This is a genomic window from Promicromonospora citrea (assembly GCF_013004695.1).
Taxonomy (GTDB): Bacteria; Actinomycetota; Actinomycetes; order Actinomycetales; family Cellulomonadaceae; genus Promicromonospora; species Promicromonospora citrea.
The window spans coordinates 1-26,065 of record NZ_JABEMG010000022.1 but is presented as its reverse complement, the minus strand read 5'-3'; the positions used below and the strand labels follow the sequence as shown (position 1 = coordinate 26,065).

The following is a 26,065-nucleotide window of genomic DNA, read 5'->3' as shown; positions in this document are numbered from 1 at the left end:
GAGAGACACCGATGACCCGGCAATCTCGCGACATTGAGGCAGACTGAGAGGTGGAAAAGACTGATGGACGAAAGTCCCCGACACGTGAGGACACCACTGGTGGACGACGACGTCGTACTCTCTGCCCCCCTCTTCGCGGACATGGAAGGCGAGGAGACGCGCGCGCTCTTCGAGTCCATGGTGCCCGTGGAGCTGGTCCGGGGTGACGTGCTCTTCCGCGAGGGCGAGCCGGGCGACCGGCTCTACGTCATCGCGCAGGGCAAGATCAAGCTGGGCCGCCGGTCGAGCGACGGCCGCGAGAACCTGCTGTCGATCCTGGGCCCCGGCGAGATGTTCGGTGAGCTCTCGCTGTTCGACCCGGGTCCCCGCACCGCCTCGGCGTCGTCGGTGTCCGACTCGGTGGTCTACGAGCTGCGCCACGAGTCCCTCGTGCGCTGGATCGCGGACCACCCGGGCGTCGCGACGCAGCTGCTCGGCGCGCTCGCGCGCCGGCTGCGCCGCACCAACGAGACGCTCGCCGACCTCGTCTTCTCCGACGTGCCCGGCCGTGTCGCCAAGGCACTGCTCGACCTCTCGACCCGCTTCGGCGAGCCGAACGACGACGGCATCCGCGTCGCGCACGACCTCACGCAGGAGGAGCTCGCGCAGCTCGTCGGCGCCTCCCGCGAGACGGTGAACAAGGCGCTGGCCGACTTCGCGACCCGCGGCTGGGTCCGCCGCGAGGGCCGCGCCGTCGTGCTGCTCGACCTCGACCGCCTGGAGCGCCGCGCGCGCTGAGGCACGGGCGGGCGACACGGAGGCCGGGTGATCGATCGATCACCCGGCCTCCGTCGTACCGACCGCTAGCGCACCCGCGCCGTCAGCGTCATCAGCGTCGCCTCCGGGCGGCACGCGAACCGCACCTGCGCGTACGGCGACGTGCCCGCACCGGCCGAGACGTGCAGCCACGTGGAGTCCTCGCCGCCCTCGCGGTCAGGGCGGGGGCCGGGCCAGCCGTGCAGGCCGGAGGCCCGCTTGCGGTCCAGGTCGCAGTTCGTCACCAGCGCGCCGAACCACGGCAGGCAGAGCTGGCCGCCGTGCGTGTGGCCGGCGATGATCGCGTCCACGCCGTCGTCCTTGAGCTGGTCCAGCACGCGCCGGTAGGGGGCGTGCACGACGCCGAGGCGCAGCACGGCGTCCTCCTCACCGGGGACGCGGCCCGGCGCGGGCATGACGTCGAGGTCGAGGTGCGGGTCGTCCATGCCGACGAGACCGATCGTGCGGCCGTCGCGCAGCTCGACGAGCCCGCGGTGGTTGTTCAGGTCCACCCAGCCTGCCGCCGTGAACGCCTCGGCGAGCTTGTCCGACGGCAGCGGCACCTTGTCCTCGCGATGCACGCGGGCGTCGCGCAGCAGGTACCGGGCCGGGTTCTTGGGCGTGGGCGCGTGGTAGTCGTTCGACCCCATGACGAAGGCCCCCGGCACGTCCATGAGGCGCCCGAGCACGTCGAGCAGCGGCGTGAGCGCCTGCGTGTGCCCGAAGTTGTCGCCCGTGTTGATCACGAGGTCCGGCTCGAGCTCCGCGAGGGACCGCACCCACGCCTGCTTGGTGCGCTGGCTGGGCGTGAGGTGCAGGTCGGAGACGTGCAGCACCCGGATCGGCCGCTGGCCGGCCGGCAGCAGCGGCACGGTCACCCGGCGCACCCGGAAGAGCTTGGTCTCCAGGTGCGCGTAGGCGAGGCCGGCGGCGACGACGCCCCCGGCGATACCGGCCGCCGTGCCGACGTCACGCAGCGTGGGCATCCCGATCAGTCGTCCCCGCCGCCGGGCCCGCCGCCACCGGGTCCGCCACCGTTGCCGCCACCACCGTTGCCGCCACCACCGTTGTCGCCGCCGCCGTTCTCACCACCGCCCGCGCCGCCACCCTCGCCACCGGCGTCCGGCTTCGTCTGCTTCGGCGGTGCGGGCTTCTTGCCCACGAGCTTCGGGTCAGGGGACGGGAAGGCCGTCTTGGGCAGGTCCACGACCGCCTGGTCCATGTACCGGCGCCAGGTCGGCGCGGCCGCCGTCCCGCCGTACAGGGGCCCGACCTTGGCCGACGCGCTGTACCAGCTCGTGGACGGGAGGATGACGTTCATGTGCTGGGTCTCACCGGAGGCCTCACCCACCCACACGGACGTGGACAGCTCGGGGGTGTACCCGGTGAACCAGCTCTGCGTCGCACCGTTGGTCGTCCCGGTCTTGCCCGCCACGGGGCGGCCGTCGGCGAGGCCCGGCGCGATGCTCCACGCGGTGCCCCACGGGCTCGTGCTGAAGACCTTGGTCATCGCGAAGGCCACCGTGTTGGCGACGTTCGGCTCGAGCGTCTGCTTGCAGTCGGCCGACGGCACCTTCATCTTCTTGCCCTCGTGGTCCTTGACCTCGAGGATCGCGATCGGCTTGCAGTAGGTACCGCCCGAGGCGTAGGTCGCGTACGCCGCCGCCTGGTTGAGCGGCGTCGAGGCCTGCGTACCGAGCGTCATCGACGCGAACACGTCGATGTCCTTCTGCTGCGGGTTGTCGATCGTGCGGAAGGTGCCCTCGCCCTCGTAAGTCAGGCCCGACGTCATCGGCCGGAAGCCGACGTCCCACGCCGTCTTCTGCAGGTCGCAGAGGTCGATCTTCTGGGACATGCGCGCGTAGACCGTGTTGAGCGACTGGAACGTGCCCTGGAGCACGCTGACGTTCCCGGACGTGGAGCCCTCGACGTTGCGGACCGGCCACGGCTGGTGCGTGAAGGCGTGCACGCACCCGTTGGCCGTGAAGTCGGTCTCGTACGGCGCGAACGACCCCGCGCTCACCGAGTCGTAGAGCGTGTGCCCGCTGCGCAGCCACTCGGTCAGCACGTACGGCTTGAAGTTCGAGCCCACCTGGAAACCGCGGGAGTTGCCGTGGTTGTAGTCCGCCGAGTAGTTCTGCGCCGTCGTACCCTCCGCCGGGTCGGACGTCGCGTCGTACGGGCGGTTCTGCGCCATCGCGCGGATCTCACCGGTACCCGGGACCACCGAGGTCACGGCGGCCTCGAGACCGTACGGGTTGTCGGCGGGCACGCCCTCCGCGACCGTCTTCTCGGCGGCGCGCTGCATCTTCACGTCGAGCGTCGTCCGGATGCGCAGGCCGCCGCGGTACAGCAGGTCGTAGCGGTCCTCGCGGGTCTCGCCGAACTCGGGGCTCGCCATGACCTCCTTGATGACGTAGTCGCAGAAGAACGCGGCGCCCTTCGCGGCGTCGCAGCCGACGTCGAGCGGCTGGACGTCGAGCGTGTCCTTGAGCGGCGTCGCCATGGCCTCGTCGCGCTCGGCCGTCGTGATGTAGCCGAGCTGCCACATCTTGCCGATGACGAGGTTGCGGCGGACCTGCGCCTCCTCGGGGTTGGTCACCGGGTCGAAGGCGCTCGGCGACTTCGTGATGCCGGCGATCGTCGCGGCCTCGACGACGGACAGCTTCGCGGCCGACTTGTTGAAGTAGTACTTCGCGGCCGTCTCGACGCCGTACACGGAGCGCCCGAACTGCGCGATGTTGAGGTAGCCCTGGAGGATCTCGTCCTTGGACATCTCCTTCTCGAGCGCGATCGCGAGCTTCGCCTCGCGCAGCTTGCGCGTCAGCGAGCTCTCGGAGGCCTCCAGCGCGCCGAACGTGTCGTCGTTGCGCACGGCCTCCTCGATGAGCACGTTCTTCACGTACTGCTGCGTCAGGGTCGACGCGCCCTGCGTGTCGCCGCCGCCGAAGTTCTGCAGCGCGGCACGCGAGATGCCCTCGGGGTCGACGCCGCCGTGCGTGTAGAAGCGCTCGTCCTCGATCGCGATCACGGCGTGCTTCATGTGGTCGGCGACCTTGTCGAGCGGCACGACGATGCGGTTCTGCGCGTAGAACGTGGCGAGCCGCGTCTTGTTGTCGCTCGCGTAGATCACCGACTGCTCGGACAGCGGGCCCGGCACGAGCTCGTCCGGCACCTCGTTGAACACCTCGACGCCGGTGTCCACCGCCGTGTCGACCCCTGACGCGAGCGGGATCACCAGACCGGCCGCGATCACGCCGCCGGCACCGGCGGTCAGCACGAAGGCGAGGAGGAGTCCGATGAGCTGGGCCGCTGGGATGGTCCGAGTGATCCGGCGCGGCTCGCGAGGGTTAGCCATGGCCATGCGCCCAGGTTACGGCGTGTCGCGGCCCCGGGCCGCCGAAACGGGAGCCGCACGTGTGCAGGTCTCGTGCGGAATCGCACGCGGCGTGAGCGGGCTAGCATCACAGCATGGCAACGACGTGGGAGTACGCGACGATCCCCCTCCTCATTCACAACACCAAGGCGATCCTCGACCAGTGGGGCGCGGACGGCTGGGAGCTCGTCCAGGTGGTCCCCGGGCCCGACGGCACCGGCCTGGTCGCTTACCTCAAGCGTCCGACGGGCGGCGACGCATGAGCCACGAGCAGCGCCTCGCCGAGCTGGGCATCACGCTGCCCGAGGTCGCGGCGCCGGTCGCCGCGTACGTCCCGGCCGTGCAGACCGGCCGGTACGTCTACACGTCCGGCCAGCTCCCCTTCGTCGACGGCACGCTGCCCGCCACCGGCAAGGTGGGCGAGGGCGACGGCCTGGTCTCCCCCGACGACGCGGCGGCCTACGCCCGCACCTGCGCGCTCAACGCGGTGGCCGCGGTCCGGTCGCTGACCGGCTCGCTCGACGCCGTCGCACGCGTCGTCAAGGTGGTCGGCTTCGTCGCGAGCGACCCAACGTTCACCGGGCAGCCCGGCGTGATCAACGGCGCCTCGACGGTGCTCGGCGAGATCTTCGGCGACGCCGGCGTGCACGCCCGCTCGGCCGTCGGCGTGGCCGTCCTGCCCCTGGACGCCCCGGTCGAGGTCGAGCTCGTCGTGGAGCTCGCGTAGGCCCTCCGACCGGGCCCGGGACGGGAGTGATCCGACGCACTCCGCATTCGGTTTCCGTTCCGGGCCATGCGTCGGCTATTCTGAGCAGGCTTCCGCGGAAGGGCGTTGCGCCCGACGCGCGGTGGGCTCCCTCGGGGTGTGGCGCAGCTTGGTAGCGCGCTTCGTTCGGGACGAAGAGGTCGCAGGTTCAAATCCTGTCACCCCGACCACATGAAAGGCCCTCTGACCAGCAGAAATGCTCGGTCGGAGGGCCTTTCGCCATCTCCGGGCGCGAGGCCCCGCCGTCCCCCGCGCGGTGCGAGACTGGACGGACATCCGTCACAGGAGGCACTCATGGAACCGTTCGTCCTGGTTGGCGGTGGCCTCACCACCGCACGCGCGGCGGAGGCGCTGCGTGAGGAGGGGTACGACGGCGACCTCGTCGTCGTCACGGCCGAGCCGCACCGCCCCTACGAGCGCCCGCCCCTGAGCAAGGACTACCTGCGCGGCGAGGCCGAGCGAGACGCCGTCTTCCCTCTCGACGAGGGCTGGTACGCCGAGCACGACGTCGACGTCCGCACCGGTGAGACCGTCGTCGGCCTGGACGCGGCGGAGCACCGCCTCACGCTCTCCGACGGCGCCACCCTCACCTATGCCAAGACGCTGCTCGCGCCCGGTTCGGCGCCGCGTACGCTCGCGGTGCCCGGCGCCGACCTGGCCGGCGTGCACTACCTGCGCACGATCGAGGACGCCGACCGCATCTCCTCGGCGCTGCTCGAGGCGTCGCTCGAGGGCGTCGGCCGGCTCGTGGTGATCGGCGACGGCTGGATCGGGCTGGAGGTCGCGGCGTCGGCACGGACCCTCGGCCTCGACGTGACGGTCGTCGGCCGCGGCGACCACCCGCTGGGCCGCGTGCTGGGCCCTGAGATGAGCGACTTCTACGCGGGCGTCCACGCGGAGCACGACGTCCGGCTGGTGCGGGGCGCGACCGTCGTCGGGCTGGACGGCGCCGACGGCCGGGTCACCGGCGTGCGCCTCGCGGACGGCACGCGCCTCCCCGCGGACGGGGTCGTCATCGGCATCGGCGCGACGCCCAACATCGGCCTCGCCGAGTCGGCCGGGCTCGAGCTGCGGGACACCGCTCACGGGGGCGGGATCGCCGTCGACGCGACCCTGGCGTCGTCGCACCCCGACGTCTTCGCCGGCGGCGACGTCGCGAGCATCCCCTCGGAGCGGTACGGCCGCCCGCTGCGCGTGGAGCACTGGGCCACCGCACAGCACACCGGCGCGCACGCGGGCCGCGCGATGCTCGGCGCGACCGACCCCTACGACCGGCTCCCGTACTTCTACAGCGACCAGTACGACGTGGGCATGGAGTACACGGGCTGGGTCGACGTCGCGGCGGGCTACGACGACGTCGTCGTCTCCGGCGACCTCGACGCGCGCGAGGTCGTGGCCTTCTGGCGCGTCGACGGGCGGGTGGCCGCGGGCATGGCCGTCAACGTGTGGGACCAGATGGAGCGGGTCGAGGAGCTGATCCGCTCCGGCCGGGAGGTGTCCGCCGAGGAGCTGCGGAGGTTCGTCGGCTGAAACCGACCTGCGCGGAGGACGGCGGCGCCGGTCTCGCGGCGCCGCCGTCGGTACCTCAGCCGCGCCGCTCGCGCACGGCCTTCGCGAGCGTGCGCAGCAGGTCCTCCGTGGTGTCCCAGTCCATGCACGCGTCGGTGACGGACTGGCCGTAGGTGAGCTGCTCCAGCGGCGCGGGCTTCTGCGCGCCGGCCACGAGGAAGCTCTCCATCATGAGGCCGGTGACCCCGCGCTCGCCGTCGGCGATGCGGTCGGCGATCTCGCGCACGACGCCCGCCTGGCGCACGTGGTCCTTGCCCGAGTTGCCGTGGCTCGCGTCGACGATCAGGCCGTTGGCCGCCGCGCCGCTCAGGCCCGAGGTGCGCGCGACCCGCAGCGCCGCCGCGACGTCGTCCCGGCCGTAGTTGGGGCCGGAGCGGCCGCCGCGCAGGATGACGTGGCAGTCGGGGTTGCCCGCGGTCTCGACGGCGGCGGCGCGGCCCTCGCCGTCGGCCCCGAAGAACGTGTGCTCGCTCGCGGCGGTGATGCAGCCGTCGACGGCGATCTGCACGTCGCCGTCGGTGGCGTTCTTGAAGCCGACGGGCATCGACAGGCCCGAGGCGAGCTGGCGGTGCACCTGCGACTCCGCGTTCCGCGCGCCGATCGCGCCCCAGGTGACGGCGTCGGCGATGTACTGCGGGCTGGTGGGCTCGAGGAACTCCGCCGCGGCGGGCACGCCGGCGTCCAGCACGCCGAGCAGCACCTCGCGGGCCAGGCTGAGGCCGCGCGTCACGTCGTGCGAGCCGTCCAGGTGCGGGTCGTTGATGAGGCCCTTCCAGCCGACCGTCGTGCGCGGCTTCTCGAAGTACACGCGCATGACCACGACCAGGTCGTCCGACAGCTCCCGCCGGATCGTGGCGAGCCGGGACGCGTAGTCGAGCGCGGCGACCGGGTCGTGCACCGAGCACGGGCCCACGATCGTCAGCAGGCGGTCGTCCTCACCGGTCAGCACGTCGCGGACCTCGCGGCGCGACGTCGTGACGAGGTCGCTGCGCGCGGTGCCGAGCGGCATGGCCGCGAGCAGCGCGTTCGGGGCGGGCAGCGGGGCGAGGGCGCGGATGCGCAGGTCGGACGTGCGGGTACCGAGGTCGATCGCCTCGGTGCCGGGTTCCGCAGGGGTGATGCTCATCGGGATCGGGACTCCTGGTCGGCTGGGTGTCGGCGGGATCTGGTTCGAGGAACCGGACGGCCCGCCACCGACTCCTGGTCCGGAGCGGCCCGTCTCGGGAAAGACGAAGGGCCTGGACGCGATCGGCGTCCCAGGCCCAGGCTCCGGGTGGAAGTTGGTCAGGCGCAGGCCCGCCGGGCTCCACCAGGAGCCGACGTAAAGCGCCAATACCAACGGATGTCCACGGCGAAAACGGTAGCCCCACCCCCGACCCCTGTCCACCGGTTCCCACGATGCGGTCGGTCACAGCGGGCGGGCTACCGCGCGTACCGCTCCACGAACGCCCGCAGGATGCGCATCGGCTCCGTGACGTCGACGGCCGCGCAGCGCTCGATCACCTCGTCGGCCTCCTCCGGCGGGAAGTAGCCGTAGTCGCGGTAGATCTCGACGCGCGTCGCGATGCCCTCCGCGTCGAGCTCGGGGTGGAACTGCGTGGCGTACAGGTTCCGGCCGACCCGGAACATCTGCACCGGGCACCCGGCGGACGAGGCGAGCAGGACCGCGCTGTCCGGGAGCTTGCGCACGGCCTCCTTGTGGCCCACGTACGCGGGGAACGCCGAGGGCAGCCCCGCGAGCAGCGGGTCCGCGAGACCGTCCGGCGTCAGCTCGACGGTGACCGGACCGACCGGCTCGGCGTAGGTCCCGTCGATGACGGCGCCCTGGTGCGCGCCGAGCGTGCCGACGCCGTAGCAGGCGCCCAGGAACGGGACGTCGCGCTCGACCACCTCGTCGAGCAGGCCCTTGAGCTCCGCCTCGACCCGGCGCTGTGCCGCGCTCTTGGTGTCCTCGGGGTCGGACGAGTTGAACGGGCCTCCCCCGACGAGCACGCCGGAGTAGTCGTCGAGGTCGACCGGGGGCAGCGGGTCGCGCTCCAGCCGCACGCGGTGCAGCTGCTCGGGCTCGAGCCCTCCGTACCGGCAGAACGCCTCGTACTCACGGTCCGCGGCGAGGTCCTCGGCACGCGTCGCGAGCAGCAGGAACGGCTTCATGACATGAGGGTAGAGGCATTCACCGGGAGGTGGCGGGGGCAGTTGTGGAGCGCCGTGCCCACCACGTCGCGAGGCCGGCCCCTGACAGGTTGTGCCACACCGAGAACAGGGCGGCGGGCAGGGCCGCCGCGGGCGTGAAGTGGGTCGCCGCCAGGCTCGCCGCGAGGCCGGAGTTCTGCATGCCCACCTCGATGCTCACGGCCCGGCGCGCGGCCGGGTCCAGGCGGGCCGCCGTCGCCGCGCCGTAGCCCAGCAGCAGCCCGAGGAGGTTGTGCGTGATCACCGCGAGCGCCAGCAGCAGGCCGGTGGAGAGCACGGTGGCGGCGTTGGCGGCGACGACGCCGAGCACGACCAGCACGATGCCGCCCACCGAGACGAGGGGCAGGTACGGCAGCACCCGCTCGACGTACCGCCCGGCGAGCGCACGGATCACCAGGCCCGCGACCACGGGCACGAGCACCACCTGGACGATCGAGCCGAACAGGTCGCCGAACCCGACGTCGAGGGTCTCGTCGGCGAGCCAGAGGATGAGCAGCGGCGTGAGGAACGGCGCGAGCAGCGTGGAGATCGCCGTCATCGTCACGGACAGGGCCGTGTCGCCCTTGCCGAGGTACACGATGACGTTGGACGCGGTGCCGCCGGGTGCCGCCCCGACGAGGATCATGCCGAGCAGCGCCATGCCGGTCAGGCCGTACAGCCCGCCGACGCCCCACGCGAGCAGCGGCATGACGACGAACTGCGCGACCACGCCGACGAGCACGGCCCAGGGCCGCCGGGCGACGAGCGCGAAGTCGCCGCCGCGCAGCGTCAGGCCCATGCCGAACATGACGATCCCGAGGAACAGGGGCACGTGACCCGCCAGGGGCGCGAGCTGCGCCGGTGCGAGCAGCCCCGCGACGCCTGCGAGCAGCACCAGCACGGCGAACCAGCGTCCGGCCAGTTCCGCGATCTTTCGCACCGTTCCCACGGTCGTCCCCCTCCTCCAGGTGCGGGGACACCGTAGACCCGGCCCGGGTGAGACCGGGGCCGGGTCCGTCAGGTGGTCAGCTCCAGCGGAAGAGCCGCACGCCGAGCGGGAACAGCACGAGCGTCCACGCGGCCAGCACGAGCACCTGGGCGAGCGGGAAGCCGTCCGTGCCGAACCAGCCGGCCGTCAGGCCCTGGGCCGCGGCGCCGAGCGGCAGGTAGAGGCCGATCGTCTGCATCCAGTCGGGCATCACGGACAGCGGCACCCACACGCCCGAGAACATGAGGGACGGGAAGTAGATGAGCATGCCGAGACCGGACGCCGTCGTGCCCTTCTCGGCCCGGGCGGCGACGAGCATGCCGAGGGAGAACATCGCCGTGGTCGCGAGCACGAGGACCAGGAGCACCGTCAGCGGGTCGGCGGCGAACGGGACGTCGAGCACGAGCAGGGCGCCGACCACGGACGCACCGCACGAGACGAGCAGGGCGAGCACGTTGATGAGCATGTGCGCGCCGATGAGGTTCTGCGGCGGCATCGGGGTGGTCGACAGGCGCTTGAGCACGCCCTTCTCGCGGAAGGTCGCGAACTGCACCGGCATGGTGGTCAGCGCGATGGTGCCGACGGCGAGCGCGATGATCGTCGGCAGGTAGCTGGTGATGCCCGGCGCCGTGTTCCACGGCGGCGGCGCCTCGGTCATCGGCTCGGCGAACGCCGGCACCGCGAGGCCGAGGCCCAGCAGCAGCCCGGTGGGGAAGACGAGCGCGAAGAACACGGCCGTCGGATCCCGCAACCAGACCTTGAGCTCGGTGGCGAGCAGGGTGCCGAAGCCCCGCACCCGCCGCGCGCGGACGGCGCCGGGGGCGCGCACGGTCTCGACGGCACTCATACCGTCACCTCCTCGTTCTCCTCTGCCCGGTACTCACGACCGGTGACCTGCACGAACACGTCTTCGAGCGTGCGCTCGACGGTCCGCACGTCGTCGGGGACGACGTCGGCGGCCGCGAGCGCCTGCACGACGGCGAACAGCACCGTGCGGGTGCCGCTCACCTCGATCTCGTCGCCGGCGGGGTTGACGGCGGCGACCGCATCGTCCTGCCGGGCGAGCGCGGTGAGGATCTCGAGCGCGCGGGTGCGGGCGGCGTCGCCGGTGAAGCGCAGCCGCACGCCCCTGTGCCCCTCGAGCCCCTCGATGAGGGCCGACGGCGTGCCCTGCGCGACGACCCGGCCGCCGTCGATCACGACGAGCCGGTCGCAGAGCCGCTCGGCCTCGTCCATGAAGTGGGTGACGAGCAGCACGGTCACCCCGGCGTCGCGCACCCGCTCGACGAGGTCCCAGGTGGCGCGGCGCGCCGCGGGGTCGAGCCCGGTGGTGAGCTCGTCGAGCACGGCCACCTGCGGCCTGCCGACGAGTGCGAGGGCGATGGACAGGCGCTGCTTCTGACCGCCCGACAGCTTGCCGAACTGCTGGTTGCGGTGCGCGGTGAGGTCGAGGAGGTCCAGGAGCTCGGCGGGGTCGGCCTGCTCGGCGTAGAACGAGCCGAAGACGTCGAGCGCCTCGCCGACGGTGATCTTGTCGTGGAGCGCGGCCTCCTGGAGCTGGATGCCGACGTGCTCGCGGACGGACCGGGGGTCCGCCTGCGGGTCGCGCCCGAGGAGGCGCACCGTGCCGCCGTCCGCGCGGCGCAGGCCGGCGAGGCACTCGACCGTGGTGGTCTTGCCCGCGCCGTTGGGGCCGAGGATGCCGAAGATCTCGCCGCGGGCGACGTCGAAGCTGACGTCGGCGACGGCGGTGCGGGACGGTGGGTAGGTCTTGCGAAGGTGACTGACTTCGACGACTGGGGACGTCATGGTCGCTCCTGGGTGGTCGTGGTTCAGCGGGGCCGTACGGGTGCGGAGCGCAGCAAGAGGTGCAGCGCGACGCCGGCGAGCAGCGCGGCCAGTGCGGCCCCGCCGACGCCGGTGAGCAGGGCGGTGAGGCCCTCGGCCGAGGGCACCTCCGCGTGCTCGATGTCGGGCCGGAGCTCGACGTTGGCGATGGCGCCGAGCACGCCGGTGCGGGACGCGAGGTCCACGAGCGCCGCCGGCAGGGCGAGCGGGACCAGGAGCGTCAGGCCCCAGGTCCTCCCGCGCACGAAGGCGGCGCCGACGCCCGCCCCCGCCAGGATGTAGGTGGTGACGACGAGCCCCTCCGCGACGGCGGTACCGAGCACGTCCAGCGGCGACTCGAACGGCAGACCGCCGAGCCTGCGCCACGACATCCCGAGGGACGTGCTGAGCAGGCGCTCGCCCAGCAGCGCGAGCGTGGTCACGACGCCGTACGCGCCGCCGAGCAGCAGGGCCGCGCGGACCATGCCGGCGATCAGGGACCTGCGGTCGGCGCCGGCGGAGACGTGGAGGGCGAGCAGCACCGAGACACCGGCGATACCCAGCCAGACCACGGCCCAGCGCTGGGCACCGAGCGTGGCGTCGAGCGCGCTGACCTCCAGGTCGTTGCCCGCCGCGGCGTTCCCGACCGCGATCCCGACGGCGTACAGGGCGTAGATGCCCCAGAACCACACCGCGACAAGCGCGCCCGACCGGCACAGCCAGCGGACCGCGGCGGCGGCGCCGCGGCGGCGCACGGACCGGGCGACCTCGGTGGTCGGCCGAGGGGTCGGTGTGGACAGGCTGGTGGACATGGGGTTCCTCCTCAGAGCGAGGGCCGCAGCGAGACGGCCCGCAGGAGCAGGCGCAGGAGCCAGGCGGCCAGCAGGACGGCCACCGCCCCGCCGCCCAGGGCGAGAAGCACGCCCCCGGCCCCGCCGGGCAGCCGTTCGAGGCCGGTGAGCAGAGCGGTGACGCCGGTGTGCGTGGCGAGGTCGACGAGCGCGGCGGGGACGAGTGCGACGGGGGTCCAGAGCGTGCCCCCGACGAACCCGAAGCGGCGGAAGCCCGCCGCGACACCCGCGCCCACCAGGAAGTAGGTGGCCACGACGCACGCCTCGGTGAGCACCGTGAGGCCGATCCCGGCCCAGCCGTCGGCGGGGGGCCCGAACTGGCGGGTCCAGGTCTGGCCGACGGCGTCGAACAGCGCGCGCTCGCCGATCAGGTACACCGCGGTGACCAGGCCGATCAGCAGCCCGCCGACCAGTCCGCCGCGGAGCATCCCCGCCACCAGCGTGTCGCGGGTGCCGCCGGCAGCCAGGTGCAGCCGCAGGTAGGCGGCCGGGACGATGATGCCGAGCACCATGACGACCCAGCGGGAGGATCCGCCCATCTGGCTGTCCAGGACCGCGTCCTCCATGCCGTCGCCGTACCGGGTCATGAGCACGACGATGGTCACGGAGACCACCGCGAAGATGACCCAGTACCAGCCGGCGATGGTGCCGATCATCCGTACGGCGACGCCTGCGGCGGACCGGACGGCGCTCTGCCGCGCGGCGCGTACCAGCCCGTCCCTCCCGGTGGTCGCCGCGGGGGTCGTCGTGGTCATGGCCGCACGCTCCTCGGGTCGGTGAGCCGGACGAAGAGGTCCTGCAGCGGCACGCTCCCGACCTCGACGCCCGCGGACCGCGCCGCGGCCGCCTCGTCGTCGTCGAGCCCGCCCTCCAGGGTGACCTGGACCGTCGCGCCGAGCTGCTGGCGGTGCAGCTCGCGGCGCGCGCCGACCAGCCGTTCCACGGCGTCCTTGGAGCCGGTCAGGCTGACGCCGCGCGCCCGCATCTGCTCGGCGGTCTCGGCGATCAGCACGCGGCCCCGGTCGATGACCACGACGTCCTCGAACAGCCGCTCGACCTCCTCGACCAGGTGGCTGGAGAGCAGGATCGTGCGCGGGTGCTCGGCGTAGTCGGCCAGCAGCTCGTCGTAGAACGCGTACCGGGTGGGCGCGTCCATGCCGAGGTAGACCTCGTCGAAGATCGTGAGCGGCGCGCGCGAGGCGAGGCCGATCGTGGCCCCGACGGCGGAGCGCTTGCCGCGGGACAGGGCCGACGGGTTCTTGCGGACGTCCACCTCGAACAGGTCGAGGAGCCGCTCGGCGGTCTCGGCGCTCCAGCACGGCCGCACGTCCGCGTAGTAGCGCAGGGACACGGCCAGCTTCTCGTCGTTCATGAGGTCGCCGCTCTCGCGGACGAGCTGGGTCCCCGAGGTGATCCACGGGTTCTCCCACGGGTCCTCCTGCGCGCCCTCCGGGCCGACGACGACGGTGCCGCTCGTCGGCCGGGTGAACGCCGCCAGGAGCGAGAGCATCGTCGTCTTGCCCGCGCCGTTGCGGCCGAGCACGCCGGTGATGGTGCCGGGCCGGATCGTCAGCGAGGCGCCGGCGAGCCCCGTGCCCGCCTCGTCCCGGACGACCGTCCCGGTGGGCAGCATGCGGTGGCTCCTGCCGAACCGGACGACGACGTCGTCCAGCCGTGCGCCGAATGGTGCTGTCGTCATGACTCCTCCGTCGTGGTTCGGGTGCCGTCCGCGCCCAGCACGTAGGCGACGACGTCGTCCGTCGAGATGCCGAGGATGTCCGCCTGCTGCAGGGCCGGCTTCAGGACGTCCTCGAAGTAGCTCTTGCGGTGCTCGTCCAGCAGGCGCTCACGAGCCCCGGGTGCGACGAACATGCCCAGACCGCGCCGCTTGTAGAGCAGGCCCTCGTCGACCAGACCGGCGAACGCCTTCTGTGCCGTGGCCGGGTTGATGCGGAACGTCGTCGCGAACTGTGTGGTGGACATGACCTGTTCCTCCTCCTTCAGCTCACCGGCGAGAACCTGCGCGCGGATCATCTGGGCGATCTGGACGTAGATCGGCTCGGGACCGTCGAACACCGGCTCACCCCCTCCATTGGTTCATTACTTGAGTAATGAACCACAGATCCACGTGTCCGCGCAAGAGAAAAGCCGGGACAGAGCGTGCGCTCTGCCCCGGCTCCACCCGGCCCGCGGGTCAGCAGGTCACGTGTCCGCCGCCTCCGCGGCGTCGAGCACCTGCAGCTCCGCCAGGTCGGCGGCGATCAGCTCGGCGATCTGGATCGCGTTGAGCGCCGCCCCCTTGCGCAGGTTGTCGGCGCTGACGAACAGCGCGAGGCCGCGGCCGTCCGGGACCGACTGGTCGGCGCGGATGCGGCCCACCAGGGACGGGTCGGCCCCCGCGGCGGCGAGCGGCGTCGGCACGTCGACCAGGCGCACGCCCGGCGCGTCGGCCAGGAGCTTGCGGGCCTCGTCCGGCGTGATCGGCCGGGCGAACTCGGCGTGCACGGACAGCGAGTGGCCCGTGAACACCGGCACGCGCACGCACGTGCCCGCGACGGCGAGGTCCGGCAGCCCGAGGATCTTGCGGGACTCGTGCCGCAGCTTCTGCTCCTCGTCGGTCTCGCCCGAGCCGTCGTCGACGAGGTTGCCCGCCAGCGGCAGCACGTTGAACGCGATCGGTGCCGCGTACACGGCGGGGTCCGGCAGGTCGACGGCCGCGCCGTCGTGCACGAGACCCTCGATCTCCTGTCCGACCGCCGCGCGCGCCTGCCCCGCCAGCTCCGCCACACCCGCCAGCCCGGACCCGGACACGGCCTGGTAGGTCGCCACGCGCAGGCGCTCGAGGCCGGCCGCCTCGGCCAGCGGCGCGAGCACCGGCATCGCGGCCATGGTCGTGCAGTTCGGGTTGGCGACGATGCCCTTGACGGCCTCGCCGATCGCCTCCGGGTTCACCTCGGAGACGACGAGCGGCACCTCGGGGTCGCGCCGCCAGGCCGACGAGTTGTCGACGACGACGGCGCCCGCCTCGGCGAACCGCGGCGCGTGCTCGCGCGACGTCCCGCCACCGGCCGAGAACAGCGCGATGTCGATGTCGGCGAGGTCCTCGGTCGCGGTGGCCGCGACGTCCTCGACGGGCACGTCGACCCCCGCGAACGGCAGCGTCGTGCCCGCGGACCGGGCCGAGGCGAAGAAGCGGACCGAGGCCACGGGGAACTCCCGCTCCTCGAGCAGCCGGCGCATCACGCCGCCCACCTGACCCGTGGCACCGACGACGGCGACGTGCACGCCGTGCTCTGCGATCTCAGCCATGTCAGCGCCCCGTCCCCGCGTAGACGACCGCCTCGCCGTCCACGCCGTCGAGCTCGAACGCCGTGTGCACGGCCCGCACCGCGTCGTCGAGCGAGTCGGCGCGGGTGACCACGGAGATGCGGATCTCGGAGGTGGAGATCATCTCGATGTTGATGCCGGCGTCGCGCAGCGCACCGAACAGCCGCGCCGAGACGCCGGGGTGCGACTTCATGCCCGCGCCGACGAGCGACAGCTTGCCGATCTGGTCGTCGAACTGGAGCGAGTCGAAGCCCAGCTCACCCTGCACCGCGGTGAGGGCGGCCATGGTCGCCGGGCCGTCGCCGTCGGGCAGCGTGAACGAGATGTCGGTGAGGCCCGTCGCCGCGGCCGACACGTTCTGCACGATCATGTCGATGTTCGCACCCGCACCCGCCACGACCTCGAAGATGCGCGCCGCCATGCCCGGCACGTCCGGGACGCCGATCACGGTGATTTTGGACTCGGACCGGTCGTGCGCGACGCCGGAGATGATCGGGGCTTCCATGGCGTTCTCCTTCTTCTCTGCCGCGACCACGCGGGTCCCGTCGTGGGCGCTGAACGAGCTGCGGACGTGCACGGGCACGCCGTACCGGCGCGCGTACTCGACGCTGCGCAGCGCGAGCACCTTGGCGCCGCAGGCCGCGAGCTCCAGCATCTCCTCGTAGGAGACCTGCTCGATCTTGCGCGCGGCGGGCACGATGCGGGGGTCGGCCGTGAACACGCCGTCGACGTCGGTGTAGATCTCGCAGACGTCGGCGCCGAGGCCGGCCGCGAGCGCCACGGCGGTGGTGTCGGAGCCGCCGCGCCCGAGGGTGGTGACGTCGTTGGTGGCCTGGGTGACGCCCTGGAAGCCCGCCACGATCGCGACCTGACCCTTGTTCAAGGTCTCGCGGATGCGGTGGGGCACGACGTCGACGATCCGGGCCCGGCCGTGCACCGCGTCGGTGATGAGGCCCGCCTGCTGGCCGGTGTAGGACTTGGCCTTCACGCCCAGGTTGGTGATGGCCATCGCCAGGAGCGACATGGAGATGCGCTCGCCCGCGGTGAGCAGGATGTCCAGCTCACGCTGCGGTGGGAGGGGGGTGATCTGCTGCGCGAGGTCGAGGAGCTCGTCGGTCGTGTCGCCCATGGCGCTCACCACGACGACCACGTCGTTGCCCGCTCGCTTCGCCTCGGCGATCCGCTTGGCGACGCGCTTCACGCTGCGCGCGTCCCCGACCGACGAACCGCCGTACTTCTGCACGACAAGTGCCATGCGCCTGCCTTCCGTTGCCGGCCTCCGTCTGTCTCAACGGCCCGCCGGGTGGTTGGGTTTGCGGATCGATGGTACTGCGGTGGGCATCCCGGGCAGCGGGGCGTTCACGGTGCGGGACGGCGGCGCGCTACCCGGCGAGGACGTCCCAGGCGAGCCGCGCGATGAGGGCACCGACCACGACGACGAAGACGATCCGGACGAACCGGGAGCCCCGTGCGACCGCCATGCGGGCCCCGATGTAGGCGCCGACCAGGTTCGCGACCCCGAGGCCGAGGCCGAGGGTCCAGATGACGTGGCCGCCCGGCACGAAGAAGATCAGCGCGCCGAGGTTGGTGGCGAAGTTCACGATCTTGGCGATGGCCGAGGCGGGCAGGAACGAGTAGCCGAGCGCGCTGACGAGGCTGATCACGAGGAAGGTGCCGGTGCCGGGCCCGAGCAGGCCGTCGTAGGCGCCGATGAGCAGGCCGATCACGGCGGCGATGCGCCGGTGGCCGTTGCCGACCCAGCGCAGGTCGTCGTGCTGCCCGATGTTCGGCTTGAGCAGCGTCCACAGGAGCACACCCACGAGGACGACCAGGATGATCGGTGTGAACAGCTCGTCGGGGATGTGGGAGGCGCCGATCGCGCCGCCGAACGCCCCGACCAGGGCCGCGAGCGCCATCGGCCCGGCCGTGCGCAGGTCGGGCTGCACGCGCCGGTAGTAGGTGATCGCGCTCGTCGAGGTGCCCATGATGCTGCCGAGCTTGTTGGTGGCCAGGGCCTGCACGGGGCTGATGCCCGGCACGAGCAGCAGCGCGGGGAGCTGGATCAGCCCTCCCCCGCCGACCACGGCGTCGATCCACCCCGCCGCCAGGCCGGCGAGCAGGAGGAGGCAGACGGTGAGCAGATCGAGTTCGGGCACCCCCGCATTGTGCAGCGGCGGCGGGCGATCCGGACTACGCGTCCAGATCCGGCCGGGTGAGCCGGGTGGGCCGGCGGACGACGACCGGCGAGCCGTCCGCCACGAAGGCCGAGACCGGCGCCGCGGCGAGCGCCTCGGTGAACTGCGGTCCGTAGACGTGCGCGACGTCGCACTCGAGCCCGGCCTCGCGTGTCCGCCGGACGCGCCAGCTCGGGTGCTCCACGCGGTACTCGAGCGTGCCGCCGCCGCGCTGGGCCGCGTAGCCCCAGTAGTGCTCGGTGACGAACTGCTCGTGCGAGCCCTCGACGAGCGGCTCCGGGTCGCCCGTCGTGGTGGCGTGCACGCGGTGCCAGCTCCCGGCGTCGTGCCAGGCGTAGCCGACGAGGCCGCCGGGCGCGAGGTCGCCGTCGCGCAGGTCGACGCGGTGCCGCATGGGGCGCGCGACGTAGCGCTCGCCGTAGGCGAGCCGGGCGACGGCGGCCAGGGCCGGGCGGGGCACGATCTCCTGGACGAAGACGACGCCGCGGCGCCATCCCTCCGGCCCCTTCCTGCGCACGTAGAAGCGCAGGTTGACCTCGTCGAAGTCGCGGTGGAACGGCACGGGGACGCCGAGCAGGCGCGTGTCGAGGAACTGGAACCCGACGACGCTCACGAGGTGCCTGCCGTCGTCCCAGGTGTCGAGCTCGACGCCGCGCGGGACGAGCGGTGCCAGGACGGCGGGGTCGATCTCGTGGTTGAGCATCACGAGCCGGCGCCACTGCGCGGTGAGGAACATGCCGGTCCGCGGCTCGGGTGCGCTCACCCGGGGAACGTACCAGCCGCCTCGCGGTGTCGGTGGTGCCCCGTAGGCTGACCCCTTGTGTACGAAGGCGCGGTCCAAGACCTGATCGACGAGCTCGGCCGGCTGCCCGGCGTCGGGCCCAAGAGCGCGCAGCGCATCGCGTTCCACCTGCTGGCCGCCGACCACCAGGAGGTCAAGCGGCTGGTCGACGCGCTCACCGAGGTGAAGCTGCGCGTCCAGTTCTGCGAGGTGTGCGGCAACGTGGCCGAGTCGGAGCGCTGCCGCATCTGCCTCGACCCGCGGCGCAGCGACGAGGTGATCTGCGTCGTCGAGGAGCCCAAGGACGTGGTGGCGATCGAGCGCACCCGCGAGTTCCGGGGGCGGTACCACGTGCTCGGCGGCGCCATCAACCCGATCGAGAACGTGGGCCCGGACGACCTGCGGATCAGCGAGCTGCTGTCGCGGCTGGCCGACGGGACGGTCACGGAGGTCATCCTCGCCACCGACCCGAACGTCGAGGGAGAGGCCACGGCGACCTATCTTTCCCGACTCATGGGGCCCATGGGAATCACAGTCTCGCGGCTGGCCTCGGGTCTGCCGGTGGGTGGAGACTTGGAGTACGCCGACGAGGTCACCCTCGGTCGAGCGTTCGAGGGCCGGCGCGTCATCGGCAACGACAGGTAGTTCACGGCAGGGATGTCACGACAGATGAGGTGGGGTTCACGATGAGCGAGATCACGCCCGGATCGGACCTCCGCGAGGTCGCCGACCAGGTGTCCGCGCAGGCACGCACGTTCCTGTCGACGGTGACCCAGGTCGCGTCCGGCGGGATGCCCGGTGCCGAGCTGTCGCTGCTCGTGCTCGCCTCGTCCGACCTCCTGGCGGCCGGCGCGCGCCTCGCCGCGATCGTCGACGTGGTGCCCAAGGAGCGCTACGAGCCCGACACCGGCCCGGACACCGACCTCGACCCGCTGCGTGAGGCGCTGTCCAAGATGTTCGACGGCTTCGACGACTACATGGAGGTCGTCGACCCGGTGCTCGGCGACGAGGTCGGCGCGGCGTCCCTGTCGGGGGACCTCGCGTGCGTCGCCGAGGCGCTCGCCAAGGGTCTGCAGCACTTCGACAGCGGCCACGAGCTCGAGGCGCTGTGGTGGTGGCAGTTCTCCTACTTCTCCCTGTGGGGCGAGCGTGCGGCCTCCGCCCTGCGCGTGCTCCAGGCGCTGCTCGCGCACGTCCGCCTGGACGTGGAGGACGACGTCGCCGCCGAGGCGGAGTACGACGCCCTCCACTCCTGACGTCAGGCGACGCGGGTCCCGCGCGACAGCCGCTCCGTCGGCACCCGGAGGCGGTTCACGGCGACGACGACGCCGGCCGCGCCCAGCAGCAGGTCGAAGCCGAGCCCCCACGGCCACACGAGCTGGTCGGTGACGACGACCTCCTCGACCGGCGACTGCCCCGACGTACCGACCATGTCGCTGCACCAGTCCTGCTCGGCGGCCGGCCCGGTGCGGGCGTACCGCACGCCGTACTGGAGCGCCGCGAGCATGTTGCCGTCGTCGAGCAGCGTCTCCGGCTCGTCCGTCAGCGGCTGCGCGTCGGCGACCACGACGAACGGGTTCGGCGCGAGCAGCCACCACGTCCGCTCGCTGTGCCACACGCCGATCTCCCGCGTGTGCCACTCGCACTCCGGCGCCTCGGTCTCCGCCCAGCTGTACCCGGCCTCGACGTCCCACACCCGGACCTCGTCCATCGTGGTGGTGACCGGGGCCAGCAGGCCGAAGACGATGGGGAGCACGGCCGTGATCCCACCGACGGTGAGGTAGGTGAGCACCGCGGAGCCGGACGTCTTGCCCACCAGCGCCGAGAAGCCGAGGCCGATGGCGCACACGACGCCGAGGACGACCGCGAGCATGAGCACCGTGGTGAGCAGCGCGAGACCGGAGACGCCGCCGCCGGCCAGCGCCCACGCCAGGAACGGGATGCTGGCCACGAGAAAGGCCAGGGCCGCGATCCAGGAGGCGGCCAGCTTGCCGAGCACGATCTCCGCCGGCGTGAGCAGCGTGACCTGGAGCGTCGCGAGGGTGCCCGCGTTACGGTCGCCGTTGATCGCGCCCGACGAGAGCGTCGGCGCCACCAGCAGGCCGAGGAACAGCACGAAGCCGACCACGATGCTGTAGACGATGCCGCCGAACGGCTCGTCGTTGTACGGGTCGTCCGCCAGGATGCTGAAGGCCCCCGTGGTCAGGAGCGTGATGAGTCCGACCACGAGGAACCAGACGACGAGCGCCGTCTTCCACCGGGTCGAGCGCACCCGCTGGCGCAGCTCGAGCACGGTGACCGTACGGAGGCCGTGCCAGGTCAGGGACCAGGTGCCGCGGCCCGGCGCGGTGGGTCGGGGGGCCGTTGTCTGCACGTCGACGCTCATCGCCGCTCCTCCTCCAGGGCCAGGTAGGCCTGCTCCAGCACGCCGCCGGCCGGCGCGAGGCTCGACACGTCGACACCCGCGCCCACCGCCGACCGCAGCAGCGCCGCGGCCGCGGCGTCGTCGGCCAGCTCCACGATCGCGGCAGGGCCGTCGTCCTCGCTGCGGTACGCCTGACCGGACTCCTCCAGCCACCGCCGGAGCGCCGCCGGGTCGAGGGCGGTGAGGCGCCACTCGCGCGGCAGGTCGCCGTCGGCGACCGACCGGGTCGCCACCGTGCGCCCGCCGGAGAGGAACACCGCGTCGTCGGCCATCTCGTCGAGCTCGGTGAGCACGTGCGACGAGACCAGGACGGTCTTGCCCTGCGCGGCGAGCTGCCGCACGAGCACGCGCAGGTCGACGCGCGAGCGCGGGTCCAGCCCCGAGGCCGGCTCGTCGAGGAGCAGCACCTCGGGGTCGTGCACCAGCGCGCGAGCCATGCCGAGACGCTGCTTCTGCCCGCGGGACAGCACGTGCGCCGGCTGGTCCGCGAGGTCGGAGAGGTGGACGAGCTCGAGCAGCTCGGCGGCCCGCGCCGTCGCCGCCGCCGCGTCGAGCCGGTAGGCCGCCCCGACCGTCGTGAGGACCTCGCGGGCCGTGAGGGAGTCCCACGTGCCGAACACGTCGGGCATCCAGCCGGTGCGCGAGCGCGCCGCGTAGCTCTCGGTCACCGGGTCGGCACCCGCGACGCTGATCGTTCCGGCGTCGGGCGTCAGGAGGCCGGCGAGCATGAGCAGGAGGGTCGTCTTGCCGGACCCGTTGGGACCGATGAGCGCGGTGACGCGGCCTGGCACGGCGACCAGGTCGACGTCCGCCACGGCACGGACCGGCCCGAAGGAACGCCGCACGTCCTGCGCGCGGATACCGCCTTCTGGTGTCATGACGGGACACTAGCGCGGGGCACCGACACGGGCCGTCAGACCCGGGGACGACTCTACTACCGTAGGTCCATGGTCACGACCCTCCCACCCTGGTTACGGACCCTCTTCGCCGCGCCGAACGCGCTGTACCGCCACGGTCTGGGCGGCGTGCTCGGCCGCCGCTTCCTCCAGCTCACGCACGTGGGCCGCACGAGCGGCGACCCGCACACCGTGGTGCTCGAGGTGCTGCGGTACGACCGCGCCACCGGGGAGGCGGTCGTGATCTCCGGCCTGGGGGAGAAGGCCCAGTGGCTGCGCAACCTGCGGGCGAACGGGCGCGCGTCGGTCAGCTTCGGCCGCGCCCCCCGATCGGCAGCGGTCCGCTTCCTCGACACGGACGAGGCCGTCGAGGTGCTGGCCGCCTACGAGCGTCGGTACGGCCCGCTGCGGCCCCTCCTGCGCCGCGCGCTCACGCTGCTCCTCGACGGCGGGTACCGCGGCACCGACGCCGACCGGCGCCGGCTCGCGCAGACTCTGCCGCTGGTGGCGTTCCGCCCGGCGTGATCCCGGCTCAGGCGGGGCGCACCGTGCCGGTCGTGTGCAGCAGGCGGCGCTCGCCGAAGGCGACGTTGCGGTCGACGGCGACCCTGACGGCCTCGCCGCCGAACCGCAGCACGACGCGCCACTCGAACGGCGTGCCGAGGAAGAGCACCCGCCCGCGCCACGTCGACTCGTCCGTCCACGCGGCGGCCGCTGCGACGTCCGACGGCTCGTCGCCGAGCGCCAGGACGCCCTGCGTCCACTCCCCGTGCCCGAACCGCACGCGGTGCTCGGAGTCGGCGCCCGTGAGCACCAGCTCGGTGCCGCCGTCGTCCGACCGACCGAGCGTGAGGCTGCGCACGCCGAGGTCGTTCGCCGTCAGGTCGAGCACCACGCCGTCGGGCGCCGAGGGGCTGGTGGCCTTGCCGGACGGCGTGGCGAGCTCGAGCTCGAGCGGGCCGGCCTCCTGGGGGGCGTGCTGCGACACCGGGGTGTCCCAGACGTCGTCGGGCAGCAGCGCGCCCCACAGCACGTCGTGCACGGACTGCAGGTTCGCCAGCCCGGAGGTGATGGCGACGACCAGGTCCTTCTCCGGCCAGACGACGATGTACTGGCCGAACGCGCCGTCCGCCCGGTACGCACCGTGCCGCGACCGCCAGAACTGGAAGCCGTATCCCTGCTGCCACTCGGGCCAGTCGTGGGGGCCGCTGTCGACCTGGCGGGAGGTCGCCGCGGCGACCCACTCCGCCGGCACGAGCTGCTCGCCCGCCCAGACACCCCCCTGCAGGTAGAGCTGGCCGAACGCCGCCATCTCCTCCGTCGTCACCGAGAGGCCGAGCCGCCCGTGTCTATGCCCTCCGGGTCCTGCTCCCAGGTCGCGTGCGTGATACCGAGCGGCGCGAACACGCGCGGGGTGAGGTAGTCGAGCAGGCGCTGCCCGGTGAGGCGGTGCAGGATCGCGGACAGCAGGTAGGTCGCGCCCGTGTTGTACACGAAGTGCGTGCCCGGCTCGTGCTCGACCGGCTGCGCCAGGATCGACCGCGCCCACCCCGCACCGGGCAGGGAGATCGTGCGGTCGATGCCCTCCATGGTGGAGGCGCCGTGGCCCGAGGTCATGGTGAGCAGGTCGCGCACACGCATGGCGCGCAGGTGCTCGCCGGGGGCGTCGGGGACGGCGTCCGGCAGCAGGTCGACGACCTTGTCGTCCAGCGTGAGGAGACCCTCGTGGATCGCGAGGCCCACGGCCGTGGACGTGAAGCTCTTGCTCACGGAGAACATCACGTGCGGCCGGTCCGCGGTGTGGGGGTGCCACCAGCCCTCGGTGATCACGCGCCCGTGGCGCACGACCATGACGCTGTGCACGTCCTCGAGGCCGTCCAGGCCGTCGACGAGACGCCGCAGCGCCGCGGGGTCGACCCCCTCGGCGGCGGGGGTGGAGCGGGGCAGGATCCGCGACATGCTGAGCACGTCCTTTCGCTCGGTCGGCACGCCATTCTCGCCCACGTGCGCGGCGCGGGTCGACGCGGGGCCGGGGCCGTCGCTCAGCGCTCGGGCCGGAGTCTGCCAGGAGCCGCCGACACGACCGGTCAGCCGGCGACCAGCTCGACCTCGTAGCCGTCCTCGTCCTCGAGGTACGCCGCGTAGTGGTCCGCGCCGCCCGCGTACGGGTGACGGTCCGCGAAGAGCAGCGCCCACTTGTGGTCGGCGGCCTGCTCGACGAGCCGGTCGACGTCGTCGCGGGAGCCGGCGTGGAACGCGAGGTGGTTGAGCCCGGGCGCCGTGCGGTCGTGGGTGTCGGCCGCGAGCGCGGGGCTCTGCTCGACCACGACGTAGGTGCCGTCGAGGATCCAGCTCACCCCGGCGGCCCAGCGCTGGTGCTCGGCGTAGCCGAGGGACGCCAGGAGCCAGCCCCAGGACCGCTCCGCGCGCGCCAGGGACGGCACCCAGAGCTCGACGTGGTGGAGGCGTCCCCGCGTCACGGCGCCGCCGCCGCGATCACGCGGGTCAGGCTGCGGTGGAGCAGGCCGAGCTCCTCGGCCGACATGCCCAGGCGTTCCATGATCGCGGGCGGCACCTGGAGCGCCTGCTCGCGCAGGGCCTCGCCCTCCGGCGTCAGCCCGACGGCGAGCGACCGCTCGTCGCGCGGGTCGCGCCGTCGCGTGACGTACCCGACGGCCTCGAGGCGCTTGAGCAGCGGCGACAGCGTCCCGGGATCGAGCTGCAGCAGCCCGCTGAGCTGCTTGACGGACAGTGGCGACTCCTCCCACAGCGCGAGCATGACCAGGTACTGCGGGTGCGTGATGCCCATCGGCTCGAGCAGCGGCCGGTACAGCGCGATGACGCTGCGGGAGGCGACCGCGAGCGCGAAGCACACCTGGCGGTCGAGGGCGAGCGGGTCCTGCCGGTCCTCCGCCGGAGGGCCGCCCTGCGGGGCCTCGTGCGGGACGGCCGGTGACGCGGACGTGGCGGTCATGGTGCTCCTCTCGACGTTGACCAGAGTATCAATTGGCGTGCAAACTGTTTGTAGACCAAGTAACTGGAGGCACTAGTGCGCGACCACGACGGGCTCACCCTGGGCTACCGCATCCGATGGCGCCTGACCTGGCTGCTGCTGCATGTGGTCGGCCCTGCCGAGCAGTCCGACGACATGGACCCCCGCCGGCGGATGGAACGCGAGCGCGCAGCACTCGTGGCCCGGAACCGGGCGGAGCGGGCCGAGTGACAAGGCGCGCCTGACAGATCAGTGACCCGCGGCGACGAGCAGGTCGCGGGACAGCGGCGCGATGGGGTACGGCGCCACGGGGTCGGCGGGGTCGATCCACACCAGCTCCTCGAGCTCAGCGCGCACGGCGATCTCGGTGCCCGCCGACAGGCGAACACGGTAGGCGTGCGCGTCGACGACGTGCCCGGGTTCGTTCGCGGCCGGCGCCCCGAACCGGCCGAGCTCCTCGACGTCCGACGGGCCGAGCCGCAGCCCGACCTCCTCCTCGACCTCGCGCAACAGCGCGGCCAGAGGCTCCTCCCCCGGCTCGATCTTTCCGCCCACCTGCATGAACGCCGCGGTGCCCCGCTTGCGTACCAGCAGGTGCCGCCCGTCCTCCCGCTCCACGACGGCCGCGACGATCCGTAGGGTCGTGACCTGGTCGGCAGCGGTCACGACTGCTCCACGATCTCGTCGATCACCGTTCCGCCCAGGACCTGCACCACGAGCGGCACGCCGACCAGCCCGGTCGAGGTGATGTCGGGGTCGTCGTCGGACGGCTCGTCGTAGAAGTCCGGATCGTCGGTGGCCGGTGAGCCGGTGGCCGGTGAGCCGGACGGGCCCGGCCGGGTGGCGGCCGGGCCGGCGTTCGCCGCCCGTGCCCGCCGCTCGTTCGCCTGGCGCAGTGCCTCGCGCGCACTGACCGCGCCCGAGACGGGCGGCCGCGCCGCAACAGGGGCCTGGTCCTCGTACACCGGCTCGGGTTCGGGCATGTCGTAGTCCGCGGGCGGCTCCGACACGCTCGCACCGGCGAGCCAGGCCTCGTCGACCGAGCTCGCGGCCGGGCCGGGGCGCTGCGCGGACGCGGCGACCTGCTCGTCGGTCCACGCCGCGA

30 protein-coding genes, 1 tRNA gene and 1 pseudogene are annotated in these 26,065 nt (G+C 72.8%); 9 read left to right on the top strand and 23 right to left on the bottom strand.

What is annotated here, in order from left to right:
- Window positions 1–99 precede the first annotated feature (99 nt).
- The gene (locus tag HLB15_RS06730; RefSeq protein WP_308424923.1) at window positions 100–777 is read left to right on the top strand and encodes a Crp/Fnr family transcriptional regulator; all 678 of its coding nucleotides are present in this window, start codon (window positions 100–102) and stop codon (window positions 775–777) included.
- A 65-nt stretch (window positions 778–842) separates the two neighbouring features.
- Here HLB15_RS06730 and HLB15_RS06725 read toward each other — a convergent pair whose 3' ends face one another.
- The gene (locus HLB15_RS06725; protein WP_171104531.1) at window positions 843–1,781 is read right to left on the bottom strand and encodes a metallophosphoesterase; all 939 of its coding nucleotides are present in this window, start codon (window positions 1,779–1,781) and stop codon (window positions 843–845) included.
- Window positions 1,782–1,786: 5 nt separating this feature from the next.
- Window positions 1,787–4,159, bottom strand: a complete 2,373-nt coding sequence (locus HLB15_RS06720) for a transglycosylase domain-containing protein (RefSeq protein WP_212759574.1) — start codon at window positions 4,157–4,159, stop codon at window positions 1,787–1,789.
- Between the two features lie 107 nt (window positions 4,160–4,266).
- Here HLB15_RS06720 and sp36 point away from each other — a divergent pair, with 107 nt between their 5' ends.
- The 4 genes from sp36 to HLB15_RS06700 all read left to right on the top strand — a co-directional run bounded on the left by sp36 (window position 4,267) and on the right by HLB15_RS06700 (window position 6,467).
- Entirely contained in the window at window positions 4,267–4,434 is a 168-nt protein-coding gene (sp36, locus tag HLB15_RS06715; protein WP_171104530.1) for a Sp36 family protein, read from the top strand.
- Entirely contained in the window at window positions 4,431–4,898 is a 468-nt protein-coding gene (locus tag HLB15_RS06710; protein WP_171104529.1) for a RidA family protein, read from the top strand. The genes sp36 and HLB15_RS06710 overlap by 4 nt, the downstream gene beginning before the upstream one ends.
- A gap of 132 nt (window positions 4,899–5,030) precedes the next feature.
- Window positions 5,031–5,107: transfer RNA gene (locus HLB15_RS06705), tRNA-Pro, on the top strand.
- Between the two features lie 124 nt (window positions 5,108–5,231).
- The gene (locus HLB15_RS06700) at window positions 5,232–6,467 is read left to right on the top strand and encodes an NAD(P)/FAD-dependent oxidoreductase (protein ID WP_171104528.1); all 1,236 of its coding nucleotides are present in this window, start codon (window positions 5,232–5,234) and stop codon (window positions 6,465–6,467) included.
- Window positions 6,468–6,522: 55 nt separating this feature from the next.
- Here the strand turns inward: HLB15_RS06700 and HLB15_RS06695 are convergent, their stop codons facing one another.
- From HLB15_RS06695 to HLB15_RS06635, 13 genes are all read right to left on the bottom strand, one after another.
- On the bottom strand, window positions 6,523–7,632 hold the full coding sequence (locus tag HLB15_RS06695) for a 3-deoxy-7-phosphoheptulonate synthase (protein WP_171104527.1): 1,110 nt from the start codon (window positions 7,630–7,632) through the stop codon (window positions 6,523–6,525).
- A gap of 296 nt (window positions 7,633–7,928) precedes the next feature.
- Entirely contained in the window at window positions 7,929–8,660 is a 732-nt protein-coding gene (locus HLB15_RS06690; RefSeq protein WP_171104526.1) for a glutamine amidotransferase, read from the bottom strand.
- A 19-nt stretch (window positions 8,661–8,679) separates the two neighbouring features.
- Window positions 8,680–9,627: a bile acid:sodium symporter family protein gene (locus tag HLB15_RS06685; RefSeq protein ID WP_311979561.1), complete on the bottom strand. Its 948-nt coding sequence runs from the start codon at window positions 9,625–9,627 to the stop codon at window positions 8,680–8,682.
- A 76-nt stretch (window positions 9,628–9,703) separates the two neighbouring features.
- Window positions 9,704–10,513, bottom strand: a complete 810-nt coding sequence (locus tag HLB15_RS06680; RefSeq protein ID WP_171104525.1) for an ABC transporter permease — start codon at window positions 10,511–10,513, stop codon at window positions 9,704–9,706.
- Window positions 10,510–11,475, bottom strand: coding sequence for an ABC transporter ATP-binding protein (locus HLB15_RS06675; RefSeq protein WP_171104524.1), 966 nt, complete (start codon window positions 11,473–11,475; stop codon window positions 10,510–10,512). Before HLB15_RS06675 ends, HLB15_RS06680 begins: the two co-directional genes overlap by 4 nt.
- A 23-nt stretch (window positions 11,476–11,498) precedes the next feature.
- The gene (locus tag HLB15_RS06670; protein ID WP_171104523.1) at window positions 11,499–12,305 is read right to left on the bottom strand and encodes a hypothetical protein; all 807 of its coding nucleotides are present in this window, start codon (window positions 12,303–12,305) and stop codon (window positions 11,499–11,501) included.
- A gap of 11 nt (window positions 12,306–12,316) precedes the next feature.
- The gene (locus HLB15_RS06665; RefSeq protein ID WP_171104510.1) at window positions 12,317–13,099 is read right to left on the bottom strand and encodes a hypothetical protein; all 783 of its coding nucleotides are present in this window, start codon (window positions 13,097–13,099) and stop codon (window positions 12,317–12,319) included.
- Complete coding sequence (locus HLB15_RS06660; RefSeq protein WP_171104522.1) at window positions 13,096–14,043, bottom strand: ATP-binding cassette domain-containing protein; 948 nt, start codon at window positions 14,041–14,043, stop codon at window positions 13,096–13,098. Before HLB15_RS06660 ends, HLB15_RS06665 begins: the two co-directional genes overlap by 4 nt.
- Window positions 14,040–14,420, bottom strand: a complete 381-nt coding sequence (locus HLB15_RS06655) for a GntR family transcriptional regulator (RefSeq protein ID WP_171104521.1) — start codon at window positions 14,418–14,420, stop codon at window positions 14,040–14,042. Before HLB15_RS06655 ends, HLB15_RS06660 begins: the two co-directional genes overlap by 4 nt.
- A gap of 126 nt (window positions 14,421–14,546) precedes the next feature.
- Window positions 14,547–15,653: an aspartate-semialdehyde dehydrogenase gene (locus HLB15_RS06650; RefSeq protein WP_171104520.1), complete on the bottom strand. Its 1,107-nt coding sequence runs from the start codon at window positions 15,651–15,653 to the stop codon at window positions 14,547–14,549.
- A gap of 1 nt (window position 15,654) precedes the next feature.
- The gene (locus HLB15_RS06645; RefSeq protein WP_171104519.1) at window positions 15,655–16,926 is read right to left on the bottom strand and encodes an aspartate kinase; all 1,272 of its coding nucleotides are present in this window, start codon (window positions 16,924–16,926) and stop codon (window positions 15,655–15,657) included.
- Window positions 16,927–17,053: 127 nt separating this feature from the next.
- Complete coding sequence (locus HLB15_RS06640; protein ID WP_171104518.1) at window positions 17,054–17,827, bottom strand: TSUP family transporter; 774 nt, start codon at window positions 17,825–17,827, stop codon at window positions 17,054–17,056.
- 34 nt (window positions 17,828–17,861) lie between these two features.
- A complete protein-coding gene (locus HLB15_RS06635) occupies window positions 17,862–18,629 on the bottom strand; it encodes a YqjF family protein (protein ID WP_229785130.1) in 768 nt (255 codons plus the stop codon).
- Window positions 18,630–18,686: 57 nt separating this feature from the next.
- Between HLB15_RS06635 and recR the strand changes: the two genes are divergently transcribed.
- Together recR and HLB15_RS06625 are read left to right on the top strand one after the other, a co-directional pair.
- Window positions 18,687–19,292 (top strand): recombination mediator RecR, encoded by a 606-nt coding sequence (gene recR, locus HLB15_RS06630; protein ID WP_171104517.1) that lies wholly within the window; start codon window positions 18,687–18,689, stop codon window positions 19,290–19,292.
- A gap of 41 nt (window positions 19,293–19,333) precedes the next feature.
- Window positions 19,334–19,903, top strand: a complete 570-nt coding sequence (locus HLB15_RS06625; RefSeq protein ID WP_171104516.1) for a DUF5063 domain-containing protein — start codon at window positions 19,334–19,336, stop codon at window positions 19,901–19,903.
- A gap of 2 nt (window positions 19,904–19,905) precedes the next feature.
- Here HLB15_RS06625 and HLB15_RS06620 read toward each other — a convergent pair whose 3' ends face one another.
- On the bottom strand, window positions 19,906–21,033 hold the full coding sequence (locus HLB15_RS06620) for an ABC transporter permease (RefSeq protein ID WP_171104515.1): 1,128 nt from the start codon (window positions 21,031–21,033) through the stop codon (window positions 19,906–19,908).
- Complete coding sequence (locus HLB15_RS06615; RefSeq protein WP_171104514.1) at window positions 21,030–21,950, bottom strand: ABC transporter ATP-binding protein; 921 nt, start codon at window positions 21,948–21,950, stop codon at window positions 21,030–21,032. Before HLB15_RS06615 ends, HLB15_RS06620 begins: the two co-directional genes overlap by 4 nt.
- A 69-nt stretch (window positions 21,951–22,019) precedes the next feature.
- Between HLB15_RS06615 and HLB15_RS06610 the strand changes: the two genes are divergently transcribed.
- Window positions 22,020–22,493, top strand: coding sequence for a nitroreductase family deazaflavin-dependent oxidoreductase (locus HLB15_RS06610; protein WP_171104513.1), 474 nt, complete (start codon window positions 22,020–22,022; stop codon window positions 22,491–22,493).
- Window positions 22,494–22,500: 7 nt separating this feature from the next.
- On the opposite strand, the gene HLB15_RS24045 is transcribed toward HLB15_RS06610, so the two are convergent.
- The 4 genes from HLB15_RS24045 to HLB15_RS06595 all read right to left on the bottom strand — a co-directional run bounded on the left by HLB15_RS24045 (window position 22,501) and on the right by HLB15_RS06595 (window position 24,942).
- Window positions 22,501–23,295 carry a serine hydrolase gene (locus tag HLB15_RS24045; protein WP_229785132.1) on the bottom strand — a complete coding sequence of 265 codons (795 nt, stop codon included), beginning with the start codon at window positions 23,293–23,295 and terminating at the stop codon, window positions 22,501–22,503.
- Window positions 23,292–23,957 carry a serine hydrolase domain-containing protein gene (locus HLB15_RS24040; RefSeq protein WP_229785133.1) on the bottom strand — a complete coding sequence of 222 codons (666 nt, stop codon included), beginning with the start codon at window positions 23,955–23,957 and terminating at the stop codon, window positions 23,292–23,294. The genes HLB15_RS24045 and HLB15_RS24040 overlap by 4 nt, the downstream gene beginning before the upstream one ends.
- A 98-nt stretch (window positions 23,958–24,055) precedes the next feature.
- Complete coding sequence (locus HLB15_RS06600; protein ID WP_373291070.1) at window positions 24,056–24,448, bottom strand: VOC family protein; 393 nt, start codon at window positions 24,446–24,448, stop codon at window positions 24,056–24,058.
- The gene (locus tag HLB15_RS06595) at window positions 24,445–24,942 is read right to left on the bottom strand and encodes a MarR family winged helix-turn-helix transcriptional regulator (RefSeq protein ID WP_212759573.1); all 498 of its coding nucleotides are present in this window, start codon (window positions 24,940–24,942) and stop codon (window positions 24,445–24,447) included. Before HLB15_RS06595 ends, HLB15_RS06600 begins: the two co-directional genes overlap by 4 nt.
- Window positions 24,943–25,017: 75 nt before the next feature.
- Here HLB15_RS06595 and HLB15_RS06590 point away from each other — a divergent pair, with 75 nt between their 5' ends.
- On the top strand, window positions 25,018–25,191 hold the full coding sequence (locus HLB15_RS06590; RefSeq protein WP_171104512.1) for a hypothetical protein: 174 nt from the start codon (window positions 25,018–25,020) through the stop codon (window positions 25,189–25,191).
- An 18-nt stretch (window positions 25,192–25,209) separates the two neighbouring features.
- On the opposite strand, the gene HLB15_RS06585 is transcribed toward HLB15_RS06590, so the two are convergent.
- Complete coding sequence (locus tag HLB15_RS06585; protein WP_171104511.1) at window positions 25,210–25,626, bottom strand: NUDIX hydrolase; 417 nt, start codon at window positions 25,624–25,626, stop codon at window positions 25,210–25,212.
- Window positions 25,623–26,065, bottom strand: a pseudogene (locus HLB15_RS23710) (DNA polymerase III subunit gamma and tau); the annotation flags it as partial. The gene HLB15_RS06585 and the pseudogene HLB15_RS23710, both read right to left, overlap by 4 nt.

What these genes read in the sequence shown, in the direction of transcription:
- HLB15_RS06675 (WP_171104524.1), bottom strand. Translation starts at nt 11,475, where the DNA reads ATGACGTCCCCAGTCGTCGAAGTCAGTCACCTTCGCAAGACCTACCCA.
- HLB15_RS06680 (WP_171104525.1), bottom strand. Translation starts at nt 10,513, where the DNA reads ATGAGTGCCGTCGAGACCGTGCGCGCCCCCGGCGCCGTCCGCGCGCGG.
- HLB15_RS06725 (WP_171104531.1), bottom strand. Translation starts at nt 1,781, where the DNA reads ATGCCCACGCTGCGTGACGTCGGCACGGCGGCCGGTATCGCCGGGGGC.
- HLB15_RS06610 (WP_171104513.1), top strand. Translation starts at nt 22,020, where the DNA reads ATGGTCACGACCCTCCCACCCTGGTTACGGACCCTCTTCGCCGCGCCG.
- HLB15_RS06690 (WP_171104526.1), bottom strand. Translation starts at nt 8,660, where the DNA reads ATGAAGCCGTTCCTGCTGCTCGCGACGCGTGCCGAGGACCTCGCCGCG.
- HLB15_RS06645 (WP_171104519.1), bottom strand. Translation starts at nt 16,926, where the DNA reads ATGGCACTTGTCGTGCAGAAGTACGGCGGTTCGTCGGTCGGGGACGCG.
- HLB15_RS06660 (WP_171104522.1), bottom strand. Translation starts at nt 14,043, where the DNA reads ATGACGACAGCACCATTCGGCGCACGGCTGGACGACGTCGTCGTCCGG.
- HLB15_RS06720 (WP_212759574.1), bottom strand. Translation starts at nt 4,159, where the DNA reads ATGGCCATGGCTAACCCTCGCGAGCCGCGCCGGATCACTCGGACCATC.
- HLB15_RS06620 (WP_171104515.1), bottom strand. Translation starts at nt 21,033, where the DNA reads ATGAGCGTCGACGTGCAGACAACGGCCCCCCGACCCACCGCGCCGGGC.
- HLB15_RS06665 (WP_171104510.1), bottom strand. Translation starts at nt 13,099, where the DNA reads ATGACCACGACGACCCCCGCGGCGACCACCGGGAGGGACGGGCTGGTA.
- HLB15_RS06695 (WP_171104527.1), bottom strand. Translation starts at nt 7,632, where the DNA reads ATGAGCATCACCCCTGCGGAACCCGGCACCGAGGCGATCGACCTCGGT.
- sp36 (WP_171104530.1), top strand. Translation starts at nt 4,267, where the DNA reads ATGGCAACGACGTGGGAGTACGCGACGATCCCCCTCCTCATTCACAAC.
- HLB15_RS06595 (WP_212759573.1), bottom strand. Translation starts at nt 24,942, where the DNA reads ATGACCGCCACGTCCGCGTCACCGGCCGTCCCGCACGAGGCCCCGCAG.
- HLB15_RS06710 (WP_171104529.1), top strand. Translation starts at nt 4,431, where the DNA reads ATGAGCCACGAGCAGCGCCTCGCCGAGCTGGGCATCACGCTGCCCGAG.
- HLB15_RS06615 (WP_171104514.1), bottom strand. Translation starts at nt 21,950, where the DNA reads ATGACACCAGAAGGCGGTATCCGCGCGCAGGACGTGCGGCGTTCCTTC.
- HLB15_RS06700 (WP_171104528.1), top strand. Translation starts at nt 5,232, where the DNA reads ATGGAACCGTTCGTCCTGGTTGGCGGTGGCCTCACCACCGCACGCGCG.
- HLB15_RS06625 (WP_171104516.1), top strand. Translation starts at nt 19,334, where the DNA reads ATGAGCGAGATCACGCCCGGATCGGACCTCCGCGAGGTCGCCGACCAG.
- HLB15_RS06650 (WP_171104520.1), bottom strand. Translation starts at nt 15,653, where the DNA reads ATGGCTGAGATCGCAGAGCACGGCGTGCACGTCGCCGTCGTCGGTGCC.
- HLB15_RS06670 (WP_171104523.1), bottom strand. Translation starts at nt 12,305, where the DNA reads ATGTCCACCAGCCTGTCCACACCGACCCCTCGGCCGACCACCGAGGTC.